Consider the following 18,058-nt stretch of genomic DNA (forward strand, 5'->3'; position numbering starts at 1 on the left):
ATTATCGTTTTCCACATGCTGTGAATAAAAATAAAAAGCTGTTGTCATTCAAATGCAATAACACTGATTTCGCTGCGAAATAACACATTGAAATATCTTCATTTATCTAAATATCAATAACTTATGTAAAAGTTGTGTTTATTTGATAATGAGGCTATCGCTTCGGTTAAAGCACAAAGCTGTGGATAACTCTGTTCAAAAACAATTTACAGATCGCCGTAAAGGGCGCAGATGATGGGATGCAGTGTTGTGGATAACCTTCAGGAAACAATCAAAACCCCGCGGCGTAAAACAGCCGGAAAACGGACTGAAACAGGGTGATGTAAATCTGGAGCGGGAAACGAGACTCGAACTCGCGACCCCGACCTTGGCAAGGTCGTGCTCTACCAACTGAGCTATTCCCGCATAGAAGGGCACTGCTTAATCAAAACTGGAGCGGGAAACGAGACTCGAACTCGCGACCCCGACCTTGGCAAGGTCGTGCTCTACCAACTGAGCTATTCCCGCATAGAAGGGCACTGCTTAATCAAAACTGGAGCGGGAAACGAGACTCGAACTCGCGACCCCGACCTTGGCAAGGTCGTGCTCTACCAACTGAGCTATTCCCGCAAAGAGGTTACTGCTTACATTTTAAAACTGGAGCGGGAAACGAGACTCGAACTCGCGACCCCGACCTTGGCAAGGTCGTGCTCTACCAACTGAGCTATTCCCGCGCCTTGTACCGTTAATAAATTCTTCACCGGTACGGGGTGCGCATTATACGAGAAATCGTTGCTGCTGCAAGCGTCTGAAAGCAAATATTTTCGCTTTCAGCGCGTTTGATGATTAAAACAGCAAACTGGTGATTTCATGCGCACCCTCAGTGGATTAAAGCTGCAAAAAGTGTTCGCGGTAGTAAGCCAGCTCCGCGACAGACTCACGGATATCATCCAGCGCCTGGTGCGTACCACCTTTTTTGAAGCCAGGCAGGATCTCCGGTTTCCAGCGACGTGCCAGCTCTTTCAACGTACTGACATCCAGATAGCGATAATGGAAATACGCTTCCAGTTCTGGCATGTACTTAAACAGGAAGCGACGATCCTGCCCGATACTGTTACCACAGATAGGCGACGTTTTCGCCGGAACCCACTGTTTCAGGAACTCAATGGTCGCCAGCTCTGCTGCGCGATCGTCAATCTGACTCTCCTTCACCCGCGCAACCAGACCGCTGTTGGTATGGGTGCGGACATTCCACTCATCCATCAGCGCCAGCTGCGCATCGGACTGATGGACCGCCATGACCGGACCTTCTGCCAGAATGTTCAGGTTGGCGTCAGTCACCAGGGTTGCAATCTCAATAATGCGATCGTGCGTCGGATCCAGTCCGGTCATCTCAAGATCAATCCAGATCAGATTCTGTTCATTTCCAGTAGCCATGCTTTTTCCTGCGGTTGCTGTAGTCGTCATTCACGATGAATAAGGTGTATCATAGACGTTTTGCCCAGCCGGGCGAAATCTGGCTAACGCTGTGAGGGTGAGTGAGTAAAAATAAACTGTCGAAGGGCCAACAACGTCGCGTAAGCGCTAACCACGATCGCCGTCTCAACCAACGCAGAGAGCGTCCGGAAGCGGATGACAACATGTTTGGTGAAGCTGCAGATGGGGTCGTTGTCAGTCGTTTTGGCATGCATGCTGATGTTGAGGATAGCGCAGGCGTCACCCACCGCTGCAATATCCGCCGCACGATCCGTTCTCTGGTAACGGGCGACCGGGTGATGTGGCGTCCGGCCACCAGCGGCGGCAAAGGCATTGTTGAAGCGGTGCATGAGCGCACCAGCGTATTAACCCGCCCCGATTTCTACGACGGCGTGAAGCCCATGGCGGCGAATATCGATCAGATCATTATCGTCTCTGCGATCCTGCCGGAACTGTCGCTTAACATCATCGATCGCTATCTGGTCGCCAGCGAAACGCTGGACATCGAACCGTTACTGGTCCTGAACAAAACCGATCTGCTGGATGACAAGGCGCGCGCCTTTGTCGATCAACAGATGGATATCTATCGCAACATTGGCTACCGCGTAGTGATGGTCTCCAGCCGGGCAAAAAACGGCCTGGACGATCTGAAAGCGGCCCTGACCGACCGCGTGAGTATCTTTGCTGGTCAGTCCGGTGTGGGTAAATCGAGTCTGTTGAATGCCCTGCTCGGCTTCGACAAAGAAGAGCAGGTCGCGATTCTGACCAACGAAGTGTCGGATGGCTCTGGCTTAGGCCAGCACACCACGACCGCATCGCGGCTGTATCACTTCCCGCACGGCGGCGACGTGATCGATTCTCCTGGCGTCCGTGAGTTTGGTTTGTGGCATCTGGAGCCGGAACAGGTAACACGCGGCTTTGTCGAATTCCGACCCTTCCTGGGCTATTGCAAATTCCGCGATTGTAAACATGACAGCGATCCGGGATGTGCCATTCGTGAAGCGGTCGAACAGGGAAAAATCAACCGGTCCCGTTTCGCTAACTACCACCGCATCCTGGAGAGCATGGCGCAGGTAAAAACGCGTAAAAATTTCCCTGATAGCGAAAATTAATCGGTATAACCGCGTCTGAACGGATAAGCCGGCGCTTTTTGCGAAGTGCGTTCCAGTGGTGCGTTCAGGCCGTGCAGCGTGCCGGAAATCGCGTATAGTCGCCATCTGAACGGGGCGCTGCTACAATCCGTCCCCTTTTTTACAACGTCCTGAAATAGCCAGGAGGCTAAGGTGTTTGATCGTTTAAAACTCGGCTTGAATCATATTCTCCCGAAGAAATGGCTGACTGAACTTGCCGGTTGGGGCGCCAGTCGCCGCGGTGGTTGGTTGACCAAACTGGTCATTGACATCTTTGTCTGGTTTTACAAAGTCGATATGGCGGAAGCGCGTAAGCCTGATACCACAAGCTATCGCACGTTTAATGACTTTTTCGTTCGTCCGCTCAAAGACGATGCGCGTCCGCTGGATGCTGACGCCAGCCTCATTGCCCTGCCTGCGGATGGTGCGATCAGTCAGCTCGGCCATATTCATGGCGATCAGATTTTCCAGGCTAAAGGTCATCACTACACCATTGATGCCCTGCTGGCCGGCGATGAGCGGATGGCCGCTCAATTTGTGGAGGGTGAGTTCGTCACTACCTATCTGGCTCCACGCGATTATCACCGCGTCCACATGCCGTGTAACGGTATCCTGCGTGAGATGATTTACGTGCCCGGAGACCTCTACTCTGTAAATCCGCTGACCGCGCGTAACATTCCTAACCTGTTTGCCCGTAACGAGCGCGTTATCTGCTACTTCGAAACCGATATCGGCCCGATGGTGCAGATCCTGGTGGGTGCCACCATTGTCGGCAGTATTGAGACCGTCTGGGCTGGCACGATAACGCCGCCTCGTGAAGGCGTAATTAAGCGCTGGCATTATCCGGCTGCGGACGACGAAGGCGCCGTGGTGTTGCTGAAAGGTCAGGAAATGGGCCGCTTTAAACTCGGCTCTACCGTCATCAACCTGTTCGCGCCCGGTCGCGTCAAACTGGCGGAAAGCCTGGAAGCAGAAAGCAAAACCCGTCTGGGTCAACCGCTGGCGATTGCGCTGCCGGTCGCCACAGACATTTCCGACGTCATTGTCGATTAAATTGAGTGTCCTCTGTGCGTTCGATTCTCCTCCTGCTGCTGAGCCTGTGGCTCAGCAGCCCGGCCTTTGCGGCCAGCCTTCCTGACGCCAGCCAGCTCAAACAGCAGCTGGAAGAGATAAAATCGGCCAAAAGTTCTCCGGCTCAGGCCGAACAGATCCAGACAATTGAAGCCGCCTTAAACTTCCTCTCAGAACGTGATGATTCCCTGGAGCGCGCGGCGCAATATCAGCAGGTGATTGATGACTTCCCGCGTCTGGCGCGCGAATTGCGTCAGCAGATTGCTGCGCTGAGTGACAACGGAAAAACGGTGCGAAGCAACATGAGCAGCGCCGAGCTGGATCAGGAGATCCTGCAGGTTAGCAGCCAGTTGCTGGAAGAGGGCCGTCAGGCGCGCCAGGAGCAGGATCGTGCGCGGGAGATCAGTGATTCATTGTCGCAGCTTCCACAGCAGCAGACGGAAGCGCGTCGGGCGATGACGGAGAGTGAACGCCGGCTGCAGGGCGTCAGCAGCAGTTCACCGCAGGGCCAGTTGCAGCTGGCAGCGCGTCAGGCTGAAAGTGCCGCGAATAAAGCACTCGTCGATGAACTTGAGCTGGCACAGCTCTCTGCCAATAATCGCCAGGAACTGGCGCGGATGCGGGCTGAAGCCCACCAGCGCAAAGCCACTCAGCTCGACAACTATCTGCAGGCACTGCGTAACCAGCTCAACGATCAGCGGCAACGCGAAGCGGAAGTTGCACTGGCCCGTACCGAGCAACTGGCGGAAAACAGTGGCGATCTGCCCCCAGAGATTAGCGATCAGTTTCGGGTTAACCGTGAACTCTCGGTTGCCCTGAATCAACAGGCGCAGCGCATGGATCTGGTGGCATCGCAGCAGCGGCTGGCGACTAATCAGATTATTCAGGTCCGTCAGGCGCTCTCTACACTGCGCGAGCAGTCCCAGTGGCTGGGGGCTTCTAATCTGCTGGGCGAAGCGCTTCGGGCACAGGTTGCGCGCCTGCCGGAGATGCCTAAGTCGCAGCAGATTGACAATGAGATGGCACAGCTTCGCGTACAGCGTCTCTATTATGAAGATCTGCTGGAGCGCCAGGAGACGCTGCGCAAGGGACGACAGGCCGATGGTCAACCCTTTACTGCTGAACAGAAGCGTATTCTTGATGCACAGCTACGCACCCAGCGGGAGCTGCTTAATTCGCTGATATCTGGCTGTGACACGCTGATTCTGGAGATTACCAAGCTCAAAGTCGGCAACACCCAGTTGCAGGATGCGCTGACGGAAGTCAAAGACGCGACCCACCGCTATCTTTTCTGGACCGCCGATGTCAGTCCGATCGGTTTAAGTTATCCGCTGGATCTGGCCAAAGATCTTTCCCGTCTGCTGTCGCTGGATACGCTGGGTCAGCTTGGCAAAGCGATGGCGATGATGTTTACCAGCCGCAATTCGGTGATCCCCATTATGGGTGCCTTGCTGCTGGTCGGCTTCAGCATCAGTTCTCGTCGTCACTTCAATGCTTTCCTTGATCGCTCCGCCAGCAAAGTCGGCAAGGTCACCCAGGATCGTTTCCGCCTGACCATCCGCACCGTGTTCTGGTCGATCCTGGTGGCGCTACCGCTACCGGTATTGTGGGGGGCATTGGGTTATGGTCTGCAGAACGCCTGGCCCTACCCTATCGCCGTGGCAATTGGTGATGGTATTACCGCCACGCTGCCGCTGCTGTGGGCGTTTATGATCAGCGCCGCCTTTGCCCGTCCCAACGGACTCTTCATTGTGCATTTCCGCTGGCCGCAAAATCGGGTGGCGCGCGCCATGCGCTACTACTCGCTGAGTATCGGCCTGATTGTGCCGCTTATTATGCTGCTGATCGCCTTTGGCAATCTGGAGGATCGACAGTTCTCCTCGTCACTGGGCCGTCTCTGTTTCATCCTGATTTGCGGGGCAATCAGCATTGTTACCGTCAGCCTGAAACGTTCCGGCATTCCGCTTTATCTCGATAAAGAAGGAAATGGCGAGAACATGGTGAACCGGATGCTGTGGAACCTGATGATCGCCATGCCACTGATGGCTGCCCTCGCCTCTGCTGTGGGTTATCTGGCTACTGCGCAGGCGCTGCTGGCGCGACTGGAGACCTCGGTCGCCATCTGGTTCCTGCTTCTGGTTATCTATCACATCATCCGCCGCTGGATGCTGATTCAGCGCCGCCGTCTTGGCTTTGATCGCGCCCGTCAGCGCCGTGCCGATATGCTGGCTAATCGTGCGCGCAGCGAAGAAGAGAAGGAGCAAGGCTCTCTCAATACCGACGCGATTGAGATCGAAGAGCCTGTGATCGATCTGGATGCGATCAGTGCGCAGTCGCTGCGGCTGGTGCGCTCGATCCTGACGCTGATCGCTCTGGTCTCTGTGATTGTGCTGTGGTCAGAGATCCACTCGGCCTTCGGCTTCCTGGAGAATATTCAGCTGTGGGATGTCAGTACGTCCGTACAGGGCGTCGAGTCGATTCAACCCATCACGCTGGGGTCAGTCCTGATCGCTATTCTGGTGTTTATTATCACCACGCAGCTTGTGCGTAACATGCCCGCACTGCTTGAACTGGCGTTGTTGCAGCATCTCAATCTGACGCCTGGCACAGGTTATGCCATCACCACACTGACCAAATATCTGCTGCTGCTGATTGGCGGACTGATTGGTTTCTCAATGATCGGCATTGAGTGGTCGAAACTGCAGTGGCTGGTTGCCGCACTGGGTGTAGGACTGGGGTTTGGTCTGCAGGAGATTTTTGCCAACTTTATCTCTGGCCTGATTATCCTGTTCGAAAAGCCCATTCGTATCGGCGATACCGTGACGATCCGTGACCTGACCGGCAGTATCACGCGGATTAATACCCGTGCGACCACCATTACCGACTGGGACCGCAAAGAGATCATCGTGCCCAACAAGGCCTTTATCACCGAGCAGTTTATTAACTGGTCGCTGTCAGATTCCGTCACGCGCGTGGTACTGACTATTCCGGCACCGGCGAAAGTGAGTAGTGAACAGGTCACAACCATTCTGATTCAGGCGGCTGAGCGCTGCAGCTATGTGCTGGACACGCCGCAGCCAGAAGCCTTCCTGGTCGATCTGCAGCAGGGAATTCAGTTGTTTGAACTCCGTGTGCATGCTGCGGAGATGGGACACCGAATGCCGCTGCGCCACGAGCTGCATCAGTTGATTCTGAGCGGATTTGACCAGCACGGTATTGAGATGCCGTTCCCGCCATTCCAGATGCGTATGGAGACCCTGGGCAAGAAGGTGCCTGCCAGCAACGGGGCACCTGCAGCCCGCGCCTATAAATCTGGCGGCCTGTAATGCAAAACGCCCGGCAAAGCCGGGCGTTATTACAACTCTGAGCCGTCAGTTACTGCTTAACGAACTCTTCGCCCTGAGCGATATCTTTCTTCAGCGTGTCCAGCATGCCTGACAGCGCCTGCTGTTCGAACGCGCTGAGAGTACCAATTGGCATGCGTTCAGCAATGCCGTTTTTACCTAACAGCAATGGCTGAGAGAAGAAGCGGGCATGTTCACCCTCACCTTCCACGTAAGCACACTCCACCACATTCGCCTCACCCTTCAGTGCACGAACCAGTGATAAACCGAAACGTGCAGCTGCCTGGCCCATCGACAGCGTGGCCGAACCGCCACCCGCTTTGGCTTCCACCACTTCGGTACCGGCGTTCTGAATGCGTTTGGTCAGATCAGCCACTTCCTGATCGCTGAAGCTGACACCTTTGACCTGCGACAGGAGCGGCAGAATGGTTACACCAGAGTGACCGCCAATGACCGGTACTTCAATCTGATCTGGCTGTTTGCCTTTCAGCGCTGCCACGAAGGTATTGGCACGGATGATGTCCAGTGTGGTGACACCGAACAGGCGATTTTTGTCGTAAACGCCATGCTTTTTCAGCACTTCTGCCGCAATCGCAACGGTGGTGTTAACCGGATTGGTAATAACACCAATCAATGCTTCAGGCGCCGTGGTAGCGACCTGTTCGATCAGGTTCCGAACAATACCAGCGTTAACGTTAAACAGGTCTGCGCGATCCATACCAGGTTTACGTGCGACACCCGCGGAAATCAGTACCACATCTGCACCTTGTAAGGCGGGGGTGGCATCTTCTCCACTGAACCCCTGGATAGACACTGCAGTAGGAATATGGCTGAGATCGACGGCAACGCCCGGTGTAACCGGCGCGATGTCATACAGTGAGAGTTCTGAACCTGCGGGAAGCTGGGTTTTGAGCAGAAGTGCGAGCGCCTGGCCTATGCCGCCAGCGGCACCGAGAACGGCAACTTTCATTCTTAACTCCTTATTAAGGTGGGGCAGAGATGGGCCGAAATTCTATCTGTGTCAGACCTTAATCAACTGCTCAGGCGATGATAAATATCCGCTGTTAATTCTACGTGTTTTCACAGTTAATCGCCGGATTCAAAAGTTACTTATCATTGCGCCTGAATGACCGACAACTTTGCCGTCGTCAGACAGAGAACGGCTGTGAGCGTTTTCTGTTGCTATTTCTGTTACTACACCACCAATAATATAACAACTTTGCAACCTTCGCCTTCCGGGGCTGTGACGGGGGTTTTGGTCTGAGCGTATTTATTTGCTATTATCGCCGCCCGCTAGCCGCCCGAACCCTGCTCATCAATCGACCGATTGCATAAAAATGCATTAAAATGCATAATCACTACTCTGCCGCAGGCGGCTGCGCGGTTATTCTCTCTATTTATTGGTAACCTATGCGAAACCCATCGAAACAAGACGATCTGATCAAGGCTTTTAAAGCCTTATTAAAAGAAGAAAAATTCAGTTCCCAGGGCGAAATTGTTCAGGCGCTTCAGGATCAGGGCTTTGAAAATATCAATCAGTCCAAAGTCTCGCGCATGCTAACCAAGTTTGGCGCTGTGCGCACCCGCAATGCCAAGATGGAGATGGTCTATTGCCTGCCTGCTGAGCTGGGTGTGCCGACCACGACAAGTCCGTTAAAAAACCTGGTACTGGATATCGACTACAACGATGCCCTGGTGGTAATTCATACCAGCCCGGGCGCAGCACAGCTGATTGCACGCCTGCTGGATTCACTGGGTAAGTCGGAAGGGATTCTTGGCACCATTGCTGGCGATGACACGATCTTTATCACCCGTGCGCGCGACTTCACGGTTAAGCAACTGCACAGCGCAATCCTGAACCTGTTTGAACAGGAACTGTGATTGCTGACTGACGGCCTGCACTCCCGTGCCAGGTCGTCAGTTTGTTTTCTCTTCTCACCGTGTTACATCACACTGTTCCGCTGCTTAATATGTCATAAGCCCGCTTTCATGCGCCTGACCGTCAGACATATCGCTTACTCTGCTTCACTATTTGCGCTATTTTACACTGCTTTACATCACCGATCCGGTAACATTGCCCGGATCCAGATCAAACTCCAGTCCAATCCCCGCCAACTTTCGCACTAAACGTTAAAGTGATCTATCTCACTGTTTTTGTGATTATAAAACCCTCAAAGGCTACTTTTTAACCCGTTTTTATAACGTTAAGTTATTAAAAGTAGCCATAAGGATAAAGAATCACAAAAAAACATTATTAGCGGAGTATTAATTTCTGTCGTTATTAGTTCTATACTTCTTTTCGTGATGCAAATCACACTAACTAAAAAGATAAAAATAGACGACGAGGAAATATCTATGAACGTAAAAACTACCATCGCTGCCCTGAGCATTCTCTCTGCCCTTTCATTTGGTGCAGTTGCCGCAGAATCTATCGATGCCTCTCAGGCACAGGATCTGCAGGCAGTCGGCACCATCAGTGTCAGCGGCGTTGCCGGTTCACCGATGGATATTAAGCAGCAACTCAGTGACAAAGCCGATCAGCAGGGCGCAAAAGCCTATCGCGTGATTGAGGCTTACAACAACGGCAATTATCACGCTACCGCCGCACTGTATAACTAAGGCGTAGCCCGATAATGCCAGTGGTTCTCCGTCTGACTCGCCCTTTGCGCTCCGGAGTGAAGCAAATAATTCAGGAGATTTGACCATGAAAACGAAATTAGCGATTGCCGCACTGAGTCTGGCTTCACTGTTCTCAGTAGGTGCCAGTGCTGCAAGCCTGGTGTCCAATGAGCAGGCACAGGGCCTGCAATCAATGAATCAGACCATCAGTATTGGTGGACGCAACGGTGACCAGACGCATGTCCGTCAGGTCCTGTCTGAGAAAGCGGACGCACAGGGTGCAAGCCACTATCGCATCATCGAAAACAACCAGGATAACACCTGGCATGTCACCGCTGAGCTTTATAAATAATTAACCGTGATGGCGCCTGAAGGCGCATGAAAATATCGACGACCCGCCTTTATGAGTAACCGCAGGTTGTTGATTGTATTGAGGAGATAATCATGAATATCAAAACAACCATCGCTACAGTCAGTCTGCTTTCCGTTATGGCGTTTGGCGCATCTGCTGCGCAGCTGGTAACCGGCGATCAGACGCAGAACCTGCAGCCTGCGGGCACCGTAAGCATCAGTGGAACCGCGGGTGCACCAATGGATTACCGTGCAGCGCTTTCACAGAAAGCGGATGAACAAGGTGCCAGCGCCTATAAAGTCATTGAAGCGCGCACGGGTGATAACTACCACATCACCGCACAGCTTTATAAGTAATTCCTCGTCAGATTTATGACGAACCCTTTGGCCCCGCTCGCCGGGGCCTTTTTTTATCTGACGTTAAAGTGCAGCCTGCCTTCCAGCTCCTCTTCCGCTTCATCAAATAACAGAATCAGCGCACCATAGCGACGCCGCTGTCCCCTGCCGAGATTTATAAATTCAATCTCCAGTGGCATGGGTAACAGATCGCTCGTCACGACATCCCATAATCCATCCAGGTCGCAGATGCGGCGTTCCTCCAGCGTAAAACGCTCGCTGAACTGGCGGAAAAAATGGGCCTGATCGACAATTTCATTAAAATCAAAACGCTCGATTTTCATGCTGACGGCTCCCATGCTCCGTCTGCGGGCGGCCTTTGCCGCCCCCGTTCATGTCCGCTAGTCCAAGCCGCCCAGATGCAGCGCTTTGACCTCCAGATACTCCTCCATGCCAAGTACCGAGCCTTCCCGACCCAGACCCGACTCTTTAACACCACCAAAGGGTGCCAGCTCGGTTGAAACAGCACATTCATTAATACCGATCATGCCACTTTCCAGCGCCGCTGAAACACGGAACACCCGTTGCAGATTTTGAGTGTAAAAGTAAGCGGCAAGACCAAACGGCGTATCGTTGGCCCGGCGGATGACATCCTCTTCGTCATCAAAGCGGAAACAGGCGGCCACCGGACCAAACGTCTCTTCCTGGGCGAGTTGCATACCTTCGTGTGCCTCGGTAATTACGGTCGGCTGCCAGAAGTTGCCGCCCAGTGCATGACGTTCGCCGCCCGCCAGTAATTTGCCACCTTTCGCTACCGCGTCTTTAACGTGTTGCTCAACCTTCTCCACTGCTGATGCTTCAATTAAGGGGCCGACAATGACGCCCTCTTCCATCCCGTTGCCCACCTTCAGCGCGTTCACTTCGGCGGCCAGTTGTTGTGTGAAGCGGTCATAGACGGCGTTGTGAATGTAAAAGCGATTAACGCTGACGCACACCTGGCCCGCATTGCGAAATTTGTTGGCAATCGCACCCTGAACGGCAGCCTCAATGTCGGCATCGTCGAACACGATATAAGGGGCATTCCCGCCAAGCTCCATCGATACTTTTTTCATGGTTTCGGCGGCATTGCGCATCAGCAGCTTGCCCACCTGGGTAGAGCCGGTAAACGAGATTTTGCGCACCCCTTTGCTGGCCATGATTGCATCGCTGATAGCATGAGTATCACCCGCGACCGCGTTCAGTACGCCATCTGGCACGCCTGCCTGCTTCGCCAGTGCCAGCAAGGCAAAGGCGGAAAGTGGCGTGTTGTTGGCGGGTTTAATAATGCCGGTACAGCCTGCTGCCAGAGCCGGGCCCAGTTTGCGGGTCAGCATTGCCATCGGAAAATTCCACGGCGTGATGGCAGCCACTACGCCAATCGGCTCGCGAGTGGCCAGAATACGGGAGCCTGGTTTTGCGGGTGGAATGATCTCTCCATTAGCTCGTTTCGCCTGCTCGGCAAACCACTGGATAAAACTGGCGGCATACTCGACTTCCCCTTCCGCCTCTTTCAGGGGCTTGCCTTGTTCGGTCGTCATTAGCTGTCCAAGCCAGCGCTTATTCTCAATGATCAACTGATACCAGCGAGTAAGAATGTCAGCGCGCTCTTTCGCCGTCTTCGCCCGCCAGGCAGGAAAGGCACGTTCTGCGGCGGCGATTGCCTGTTCCGTTTCAGCTTTCCCTGCTTTTGCAACCTGCGCAATCACCTCACCGGTTGCCGGGTTAGTGACGTCAAAAGTGGAGGCAGCCTGATGCCACTGACCGTCCGCTAAATAGCCGGTCCGGAACAGTTCGCTCTCTTGCAGTGATTTCATTGATTCGCTCCTGTCAGTTTTACGCTTCCGTCTGAAGAGTATAGTTGGCAAAAGCGACAGATTTTGTGTCGGGCGGGGATTGCGCCGGCCGCTGCAGGTGACAGCGGCCAGTTTCAGATTTGGATGAGCGTGTTCTGATACTTATCCAGCATCATCGCCAGTCGTTTTACGGGTTCTGTTACGCTGACGGGTGCATCGTAATGGACCAGTTTCTCCTGATAGACATCCAGCTCCTTCAGCAGACGCTCAAAGTAGTAACGGCGCTTGTCGTCGCTGCTGGCGGAGATCACCCGATCTGCGGTGTAACGCAGTTGTCGGTGATACGCAGAGAGGTCTGCGTTAACCGGCACGTCTGCATCACGTAAGCGCTGATGGCCAATGATCAGTGTCAGCGCGATGCGATATTTATTGATATCGCCTGGAAACAGATTCAGCAGCAAAAACAGTTGCTGATAGAGCGCTGGCAAATGGTTTTCACGTCGCCGCGCCTGATTGGTGGTCATGGCGGAGACGGCCGCATACATAAAGCGATTCAGCAGCTTGCGTCCGGTACGCGCCTTTGATTTATCACGAATTAACAGGATCACCATCATCGCCACAAAGCAGCCGATAACCTGTCCGAGCACGTTGTCCAGAAAGACATTGGTATGAAATTGCATCGGATTATCAAGAACCACGACGTTGAGAGTACCAATTAAGGCGCCCAGCGTGCCGATCTGACGCCGCTGAATAAAGATGCCAGCGATAAAGCCCAGCACGCCAATTGCGATGCAGAGCAGCAATGCGCTCTGCTGAGTAGCAGGGAGAACATACATAAAGTAGAGCGCACCCAGCGGAACCGCGACTGTCATGCCGTAGAGAAAATCTTTGGCCATCATCAGTGGATTAGGCATACGCATTGCCAGTGCGGTGATTACCGCCAGCATCACCATACAGCCACTGCCTGAGGTCCAGCCGGTATAAAGCCAGAACAGTGAACCCAGCGCGGTGGCAACAAAGGTACGAATACCATTGATCATGGCATGATGTGTTTCAGCGGAACGCGCCTGAATCACCACTTCCCGCTGTAAAATCTCCTCTTCCAGCGAGGTGATTCGGCTGTTGCTTTTAATACCATTGAGCAGCAGGAGATATTCGGTGGCAGTGCTAACCCAACTGGCCAGCGTGACCGGCGTCGATTTGCCACTGGCACCGATCACCCGCCGCATCACTTTCATCCGCTTGTGCACCTCTTCAACCGTCGACGCGGGCTTTTCAACCATCAAACGATATTGAGGCGGAATGTAGTCAGGGCGAGAATTCTGAATGAGGAAGGTTTCAGCAGCCTGCGTAATCAGCGTCAGCGACAACGTGTTCAGCATCTGCAAACGGCGGTGACTGTTCTTCCAGCGTGACGACTCCATCATCAGCTGGCTGCGCATGCTGTTCAGGGCTGAAGTGCGACGCACCAGGGCTCCCCATGCTTTGTCGACCTCTTCTTTATCACCATGTGCGACGCAGAGTTGCAGCAGGTGATAATGCGCCACCAGCAGCGAATCCACTTCGGCGTCGATCACTTTTTTGATTGAACGTGGCGAGAAAATCATGTCGGCCAGAATGGCACACAAAATACCGAGAACGATTTCACTGCAACGCTCAACGGCGTATTGCGGTACCAGTGTCAGACCGCCGCTGGCGTTGGCCGTGACCACAATAATGAGCGCCGTGTAGCCCGCCAGTCCCAGTGCGTAAGAGTTTTCAACTTTGATCAGCGACGAAAGCCAGACGCAGAGCCCTGCCCAGATGCAGCACAGCAGCAGCATCACGACCGGCGCACGAACGGTGGCAATCATGATGGTCAGCGCGGCAATACACCCAATGAATGTCCCGATAATACGCAAAACACCGCGATAACGCAGCGCCCCTGAATAGGGATCACCACCGGCCGCAAACGCGGTGCCGCCCGCCACGATCCCGGCGGTCATCACTGCCCAGCGTGGCGTTTCAAGGTTCAGGTGGAACCCCACCATCAGCGCTAACACCAGCGCAAAGGTGAGCTTTACCGGGAAACGCAGAAACTGGATCATATCGCCCTCTTAACCAAACTCACGCAGGCGATTAAACAGTCGGATCATCGGTGACACCTGTTCAGGCTGACGATCGACCTGACCCGTTATCACCACCGTTGCCGTGGTTCCTGCCGGGAAGCGATTACCTGGCTGATCATCCAGCCGAATTCGCACAGGCACACGCTGCGCCAAACGGACCCACTCCAGGTTGGAGTCCACTGTTGCCATGCCTTTACTGTCGACCGAACTGCTGCTATTGGTCACGCCAGCCGCCACACTATCGACCGTGCCACGCAATACAATGTTGCTGCCAAGCGGCGTAACTTCCGCGCGGTAACCCTTCTCAACACCGTGCAGTTTGGTCTCTTCCAGGTAAGCCAGTACATAGAAGGAGTGCTGCTGAACCAGCGCTACTGCCACAGAACCACGGGTAATAAACTCACCCTTATAGACATTAAGGTTAGTGACCCAGCCGTCGGATGGCGCTTTTACAGTGGTGCGTTCAAGGTCAATCGCCGCCAGATCGCGTGTTGCCACCGATTTCGCCAGCTGATGCTCACTGGTTTGCAGATCGTTATTGGATTGCTCGATAGCCTCGCGCGACATCGCGGAGGTGCCAAGCTGATTTCGTCGTCCGGCTTCGCGACGTTTCTCACTCACCAGTGCCTGATAGTACTCAACATCCGCCTGTGCCTGATCAAGCGCTTTCTGATAGCGCGGCCGATCAACCACAAACAGCGTATCGCCCTTTTTAACCAGCTGATTGTCGTGTACCGGAACATCGGTAATGAGGCCGGTGACGTCAGGCGAAATCGCCACCACGTCTGCCGCGAAACGTGCATCCCGGGTCCAGGGCGATTCGGTGTAGAACACCCAGGCGCGGAAAATGATTACCACAGCGATGATGACCAGCAGAATAGTGATCGCGTAACGCGCGATTTTTCTTATGAGTGCTTTCACTTCAACCTCAGACTAATAAACGGGAGACAAGGTAAAACACACAGCAGTAAAGCGCTGTATTAAAAAGTGCCGGATGCCAGACAAGATCGTAGATACCGCTCGGCGTGAGCACACGTTTCACTAACCAGAACAGCATCAGTGAAATAATAAGTTCGATGAAAACGGGCGGAAAAGAGAGCCCAAACATGACAAATACCGGAAGCACACTCATCAAAAATCCTTAGTTCGACCTTGCCGGGATACTCCTTTGCCTTTTCAGATTCCGCGGGAAAACCATCTGGCAGCGCTATCCGAACCGCAGCTGGCTTAATAATAGCGTATCATCGAAGGGTATCAGGCAATGAAGAATCACCGGGAAATACCCCGGCGCGCATATAGTAACGCGCCTGACTATACGTTTTCTACAGAATGTGATCTAAATCACTTTTAAGCCAGAGTAAATAATGGAACGACTGAAAGGCATGTCTGTCTTCGCCAGAGTGGTCGAACTGGGTTCGTTTACCGCCGCGGCACGCCAGTTTCATCTTAGCGTCTCATCAATTAGCCAGATTGTCGCGAAACTGGAAGATGCATTGCAGGTTAAGCTGCTGAATCGCAGCACCCGCAGTATCGGGCTGACCGAAGCGGGTAAAATCTATTATCAGGGTTGTCGCCGTATGCTGGCCGAAGCGACGCAGGTGCATGAGCAGCTCTATGCGTTTAACAACACGCCCATTGGCGAACTGCGAATTGGCAGCTCCTCAACCATGGCACAGAATGTGTTAGCCGGCATGACCAGCGACATGCTGCGGGAGTACCCGGGACTGAGTGTGAATCTGGTTACCGGTGTACCGGCGCCGGATTTGATTGCGGATGGTCTGGATCTGGTGATTCGGGTGGGCGCACTAAAAGACTCCAGCCTCTTTTCACGTCGTCTTGGTGCCATGCCAATGGTGGTGTGCGCTGCAAAAAGCTATCTGACGCAGCATGGCACGCCCGAGAAACCAGCTGACATTGATAATTTTTCCTGGCTGGAATATAGCGTACGGCCCGACAACAATTTCGAGCTGATTGCGCCGGAAGGCCTGGTGACCCGCCTGTCACCGCAGGGACGTTTCGTGACGAATGATTCTCTGACGCTGATCCGCTGGCTGAAGTCGGGCAATGGCATCGCCTATGTGCCAATGATGTGGGTGATTAATGAGATCAACGCGGGTGAGATCGATATTCTTTTTCCGCAGTATCAGTCCGATCCGCGGCCGGTCTACGCACTCTATACCGAGAAAGATAAGTTGCCGCTTAAGGTGCAGGTCTGTATCGATTACCTGACCGGCTATTTTGAACAGGTGGCTGAACAGTATCAGCAGCACCGTAAAAGCTAACAACCCGCCAGGTGGCGGGTTGTTGAGGTCACATCAGGCGGTGCCGCCGATGGTCAGTTTATCCAGCTTCAGCGTAGGCTGACCGACACCGACCGGCAGGCTCTGGCCCTCTTTACCGCAGACGCCCACGCCTTTATCCAGCGCCAGGTCGTTACCCACCATCGAGATCTGCTGCATCGCTTCAATGCCGGAGCCAATCAGCGTGGCACCTTTGACCGGTTTGGTGATTTTGCCGTTCTCAATCAGATAAGCCTCTGAGGTTGAGAAGACAAATTTGCCGGAGGTGATATCCACCTGACCGCCCCCAAAGTTTGGCGCATAGATGCCGTACTCAACGCTTTCAATAATATCCTGCGGTGATGATTTGCCTGCCAGCATGTAGGTGTTGGTCATGCGCGGCATCGGCAGATGGGCGTAGGATTCGCGGCGTCCGTTACCGGTCGGGCTGACGCCCATCAGTCGCGCATTGAGCTTGTCCTGCATGTAGCCTTTCAGCACACCATTCTCAATCAGCATGTTGTACTGGCCGGGAACGCCTTCATCATCCACCGCCAGTGAACCGCGCAGCCCTTCGAGGGTGCCGTCATCCACCACGGTACAGAGTTCAGACGCAACCTGCTGACCGATTTTACCGCTGAACACTGAGGTGCCACGGCGGTTAAAGTCGCCTTCCAGACCGTGACCAACTGCTTCATGCAACAGGACGCCAGGCCAGCCCGCACCCAGCACCACCGGCAATGCGCCGGCAGGTGCCGCTACAGCAGAGAGATTAACCAACGCCATGCGCACCGCTTCACGCGCCCAGGCATCAGCGCGCACTTCGCCATTTTCATCTTCAAGGAAGAACGTATAACCGGTACGCGCACCGCCGCCGCTTGCGCCGCGTTCACGCTTGCCCTGATCTTCAACCTGAACGCTGATAGAGAGGCGAACCAGCGGACGAACGTCAGCCGCCAGTGTGCCGTCAGTCGCGGCCACCAGCACCTGCTCGTAAACACCGGTCAGGCTGGCATTGACTTCCTGCACGCGCGGGTCAGCCGCACGGGCCACTTTATCAACGCGATGCAGCAGGGCAATTTTATCTTCACGTGTCAGGCTGCTCAGCGGATCGACCGCAGAATAGAGCGAACGGTTCATTACGGCAGAGAGCGTGTGTGCCTTGCCATTTCCCTGTTCACGTACGATGCTACGTGCCGCTTCAGAAGAGAGACGCAGTGCATTCAGTGTGATCTGGTCTGCATAGGCGAAGCCGGTTTTCTCCCCGCTGACCGCGCGAACGCCCACACCCTGATCGATATGGTATGAGCCATCTTTAATAATTTTATCTTCCAGCACCCAGGATTCGTGAAAGCTGGATTGAAAATAGAGATCGGCATAATCCAGACGACGTTCTGAAAGCTGCCCTAACAGGGAAAATAGGTCCTGCTGATTAATGCCGTTAGCAGTCAGTAACTGCTCACTTACCAGGTTCAGAGTCATCGTTTCTCACTCATTATGTGCTCAGATAATCATAGCCTGCGGTAATTCCGG

16 protein-coding genes and 4 tRNA genes are annotated in these 18,058 nt (G+C 53.8%); 8 read left to right on the top strand and 12 right to left on the bottom strand.

Annotated features, from left to right (window positions below; genetic code table 11):
* Positions 1 to 329: 329 nt before the first annotated feature.
* The 5 genes from H7K52_RS13735 to orn all read right to left on the bottom strand — a co-directional run bounded on the left by H7K52_RS13735 (position 330) and on the right by orn (position 1,416).
* Positions 330 to 405, bottom strand: a tRNA-Gly gene (locus H7K52_RS13735).
* Between the two features lie 26 nt (positions 406 to 431).
* Positions 432 to 507: transfer RNA gene (locus tag H7K52_RS13740), tRNA-Gly, on the bottom strand.
* A gap of 26 nt (positions 508 to 533) precedes the next feature.
* Positions 534 to 609: transfer RNA gene (locus tag H7K52_RS13745), tRNA-Gly, on the bottom strand.
* Positions 610 to 637: 28 nt separating this feature from the next.
* Positions 638 to 713 (bottom strand) — tRNA-Gly (locus H7K52_RS13750).
* Positions 714 to 867: 154 nt separating this feature from the next.
* Entirely contained in the window at positions 868 to 1,416 is a 549-nt protein-coding gene (orn, locus tag H7K52_RS13755; protein WP_182630140.1) for an oligoribonuclease, read from the bottom strand.
* A 101-nt stretch (positions 1,417 to 1,517) separates the two neighbouring features.
* Here orn and rsgA point away from each other — a divergent pair, with 101 nt between their 5' ends.
* From rsgA to mscM, 3 genes are all read left to right on the top strand, one after another.
* A complete protein-coding gene (gene rsgA / locus H7K52_RS13760) occupies positions 1,518 to 2,567 on the top strand; it encodes a small ribosomal subunit biogenesis GTPase RsgA (protein WP_008925804.1) in 1,050 nt (349 codons plus the stop codon).
* Positions 2,568 to 2,738: 171 nt separating this feature from the next.
* Positions 2,739 to 3,638 (top strand): archaetidylserine decarboxylase, encoded by a 900-nt coding sequence (gene asd, locus H7K52_RS13765; RefSeq protein WP_182630141.1) that lies wholly within the window; start codon positions 2,739 to 2,741, stop codon positions 3,636 to 3,638.
* Positions 3,639 to 3,652: 14 nt separating this feature from the next.
* Positions 3,653 to 6,982 carry a miniconductance mechanosensitive channel MscM gene (gene mscM / locus H7K52_RS13770; RefSeq protein ID WP_039659456.1) on the top strand — a complete coding sequence of 1,110 codons (3,330 nt, stop codon included), beginning with the start codon at positions 3,653 to 3,655 and terminating at the stop codon, positions 6,980 to 6,982.
* 49 nt (positions 6,983 to 7,031) lie between these two features.
* On the opposite strand, the gene mdh is transcribed toward mscM, so the two are convergent.
* Positions 7,032 to 7,970 carry a malate dehydrogenase gene (mdh, locus tag H7K52_RS13775; protein WP_003855294.1) on the bottom strand — a complete coding sequence of 313 codons (939 nt, stop codon included), beginning with the start codon at positions 7,968 to 7,970 and terminating at the stop codon, positions 7,032 to 7,034.
* 440 nt (positions 7,971 to 8,410) lie between these two features.
* On the opposite strand from mdh, the gene argR reads away from it, so the two are divergent.
* The 4 genes from argR to yhcN (H7K52_RS13795) all read left to right on the top strand — a co-directional run bounded on the left by argR (position 8,411) and on the right by yhcN (H7K52_RS13795) (position 10,327).
* The gene (argR, locus tag H7K52_RS13780) at positions 8,411 to 8,881 is read left to right on the top strand and encodes a transcriptional regulator ArgR (RefSeq protein WP_003855293.1); all 471 of its coding nucleotides are present in this window, start codon (positions 8,411 to 8,413) and stop codon (positions 8,879 to 8,881) included.
* Between the two features lie 474 nt (positions 8,882 to 9,355).
* Entirely contained in the window at positions 9,356 to 9,619 is a 264-nt protein-coding gene (gene yhcN / locus H7K52_RS13785) for a peroxide/acid stress response protein YhcN (RefSeq protein ID WP_003855290.1), read from the top strand.
* A gap of 85 nt (positions 9,620 to 9,704) precedes the next feature.
* Positions 9,705 to 9,971 carry a YdgH/BhsA/McbA-like domain containing protein gene (locus H7K52_RS13790; RefSeq protein ID WP_003855289.1) on the top strand — a complete coding sequence of 89 codons (267 nt, stop codon included), beginning with the start codon at positions 9,705 to 9,707 and terminating at the stop codon, positions 9,969 to 9,971.
* A 92-nt stretch (positions 9,972 to 10,063) separates the two neighbouring features.
* A complete protein-coding gene (gene yhcN / locus H7K52_RS13795; protein WP_003855286.1) occupies positions 10,064 to 10,327 on the top strand; it encodes a peroxide/acid stress response protein YhcN in 264 nt (87 codons plus the stop codon).
* Between the two features lie 53 nt (positions 10,328 to 10,380).
* Here yhcN (H7K52_RS13795) and H7K52_RS13800 read toward each other — a convergent pair whose 3' ends face one another.
* From H7K52_RS13800 to aaeX, 5 genes are all read right to left on the bottom strand, one after another.
* Positions 10,381 to 10,650 carry a barstar family protein gene (locus tag H7K52_RS13800; protein WP_003855285.1) on the bottom strand — a complete coding sequence of 90 codons (270 nt, stop codon included), beginning with the start codon at positions 10,648 to 10,650 and terminating at the stop codon, positions 10,381 to 10,383.
* A 57-nt stretch (positions 10,651 to 10,707) separates the two neighbouring features.
* Positions 10,708 to 12,159 (bottom strand): NAD-dependent succinate-semialdehyde dehydrogenase, encoded by a 1,452-nt coding sequence (locus H7K52_RS13805; RefSeq protein ID WP_003855282.1) that lies wholly within the window; start codon positions 12,157 to 12,159, stop codon positions 10,708 to 10,710.
* A 113-nt stretch (positions 12,160 to 12,272) separates the two neighbouring features.
* Positions 12,273 to 14,225: a p-hydroxybenzoic acid efflux pump subunit AaeB gene (gene aaeB, locus H7K52_RS13810; RefSeq protein ID WP_039659442.1), complete on the bottom strand. Its 1,953-nt coding sequence runs from the start codon at positions 14,223 to 14,225 to the stop codon at positions 12,273 to 12,275.
* Between the two features lie 9 nt (positions 14,226 to 14,234).
* On the bottom strand, positions 14,235 to 15,167 hold the full coding sequence (aaeA, locus tag H7K52_RS13815) for a p-hydroxybenzoic acid efflux pump subunit AaeA (RefSeq protein WP_182630142.1): 933 nt from the start codon (positions 15,165 to 15,167) through the stop codon (positions 14,235 to 14,237).
* Between the two features lie 7 nt (positions 15,168 to 15,174).
* Positions 15,175 to 15,378: a p-hydroxybenzoic acid efflux pump operon protein AaeX gene (gene aaeX, locus H7K52_RS13820; protein ID WP_003855277.1), complete on the bottom strand. Its 204-nt coding sequence runs from the start codon at positions 15,376 to 15,378 to the stop codon at positions 15,175 to 15,177.
* A 232-nt stretch (positions 15,379 to 15,610) separates the two neighbouring features.
* Between aaeX and aaeR the strand changes: the two genes are divergently transcribed.
* Positions 15,611 to 16,528 (top strand): HTH-type transcriptional activator AaeR, encoded by a 918-nt coding sequence (aaeR, locus tag H7K52_RS13825; protein WP_182630143.1) that lies wholly within the window; start codon positions 15,611 to 15,613, stop codon positions 16,526 to 16,528.
* Positions 16,529 to 16,561: 33 nt separating this feature from the next.
* Here the strand turns inward: aaeR and tldD are convergent, their stop codons facing one another.
* Positions 16,562 to 18,007 carry a metalloprotease TldD gene (gene tldD / locus H7K52_RS13830; protein ID WP_008925809.1) on the bottom strand — a complete coding sequence of 482 codons (1,446 nt, stop codon included), beginning with the start codon at positions 18,005 to 18,007 and terminating at the stop codon, positions 16,562 to 16,564.
* Between the last annotated feature and the right edge of the window lie 51 nt (positions 18,008 to 18,058).

It is taken from the genome of Pantoea hericii (genome assembly GCF_014155795.1).
Taxonomy (GTDB): domain Bacteria; phylum Pseudomonadota; class Gammaproteobacteria; order Enterobacterales; family Enterobacteriaceae; genus Pantoea; species Pantoea eucalypti.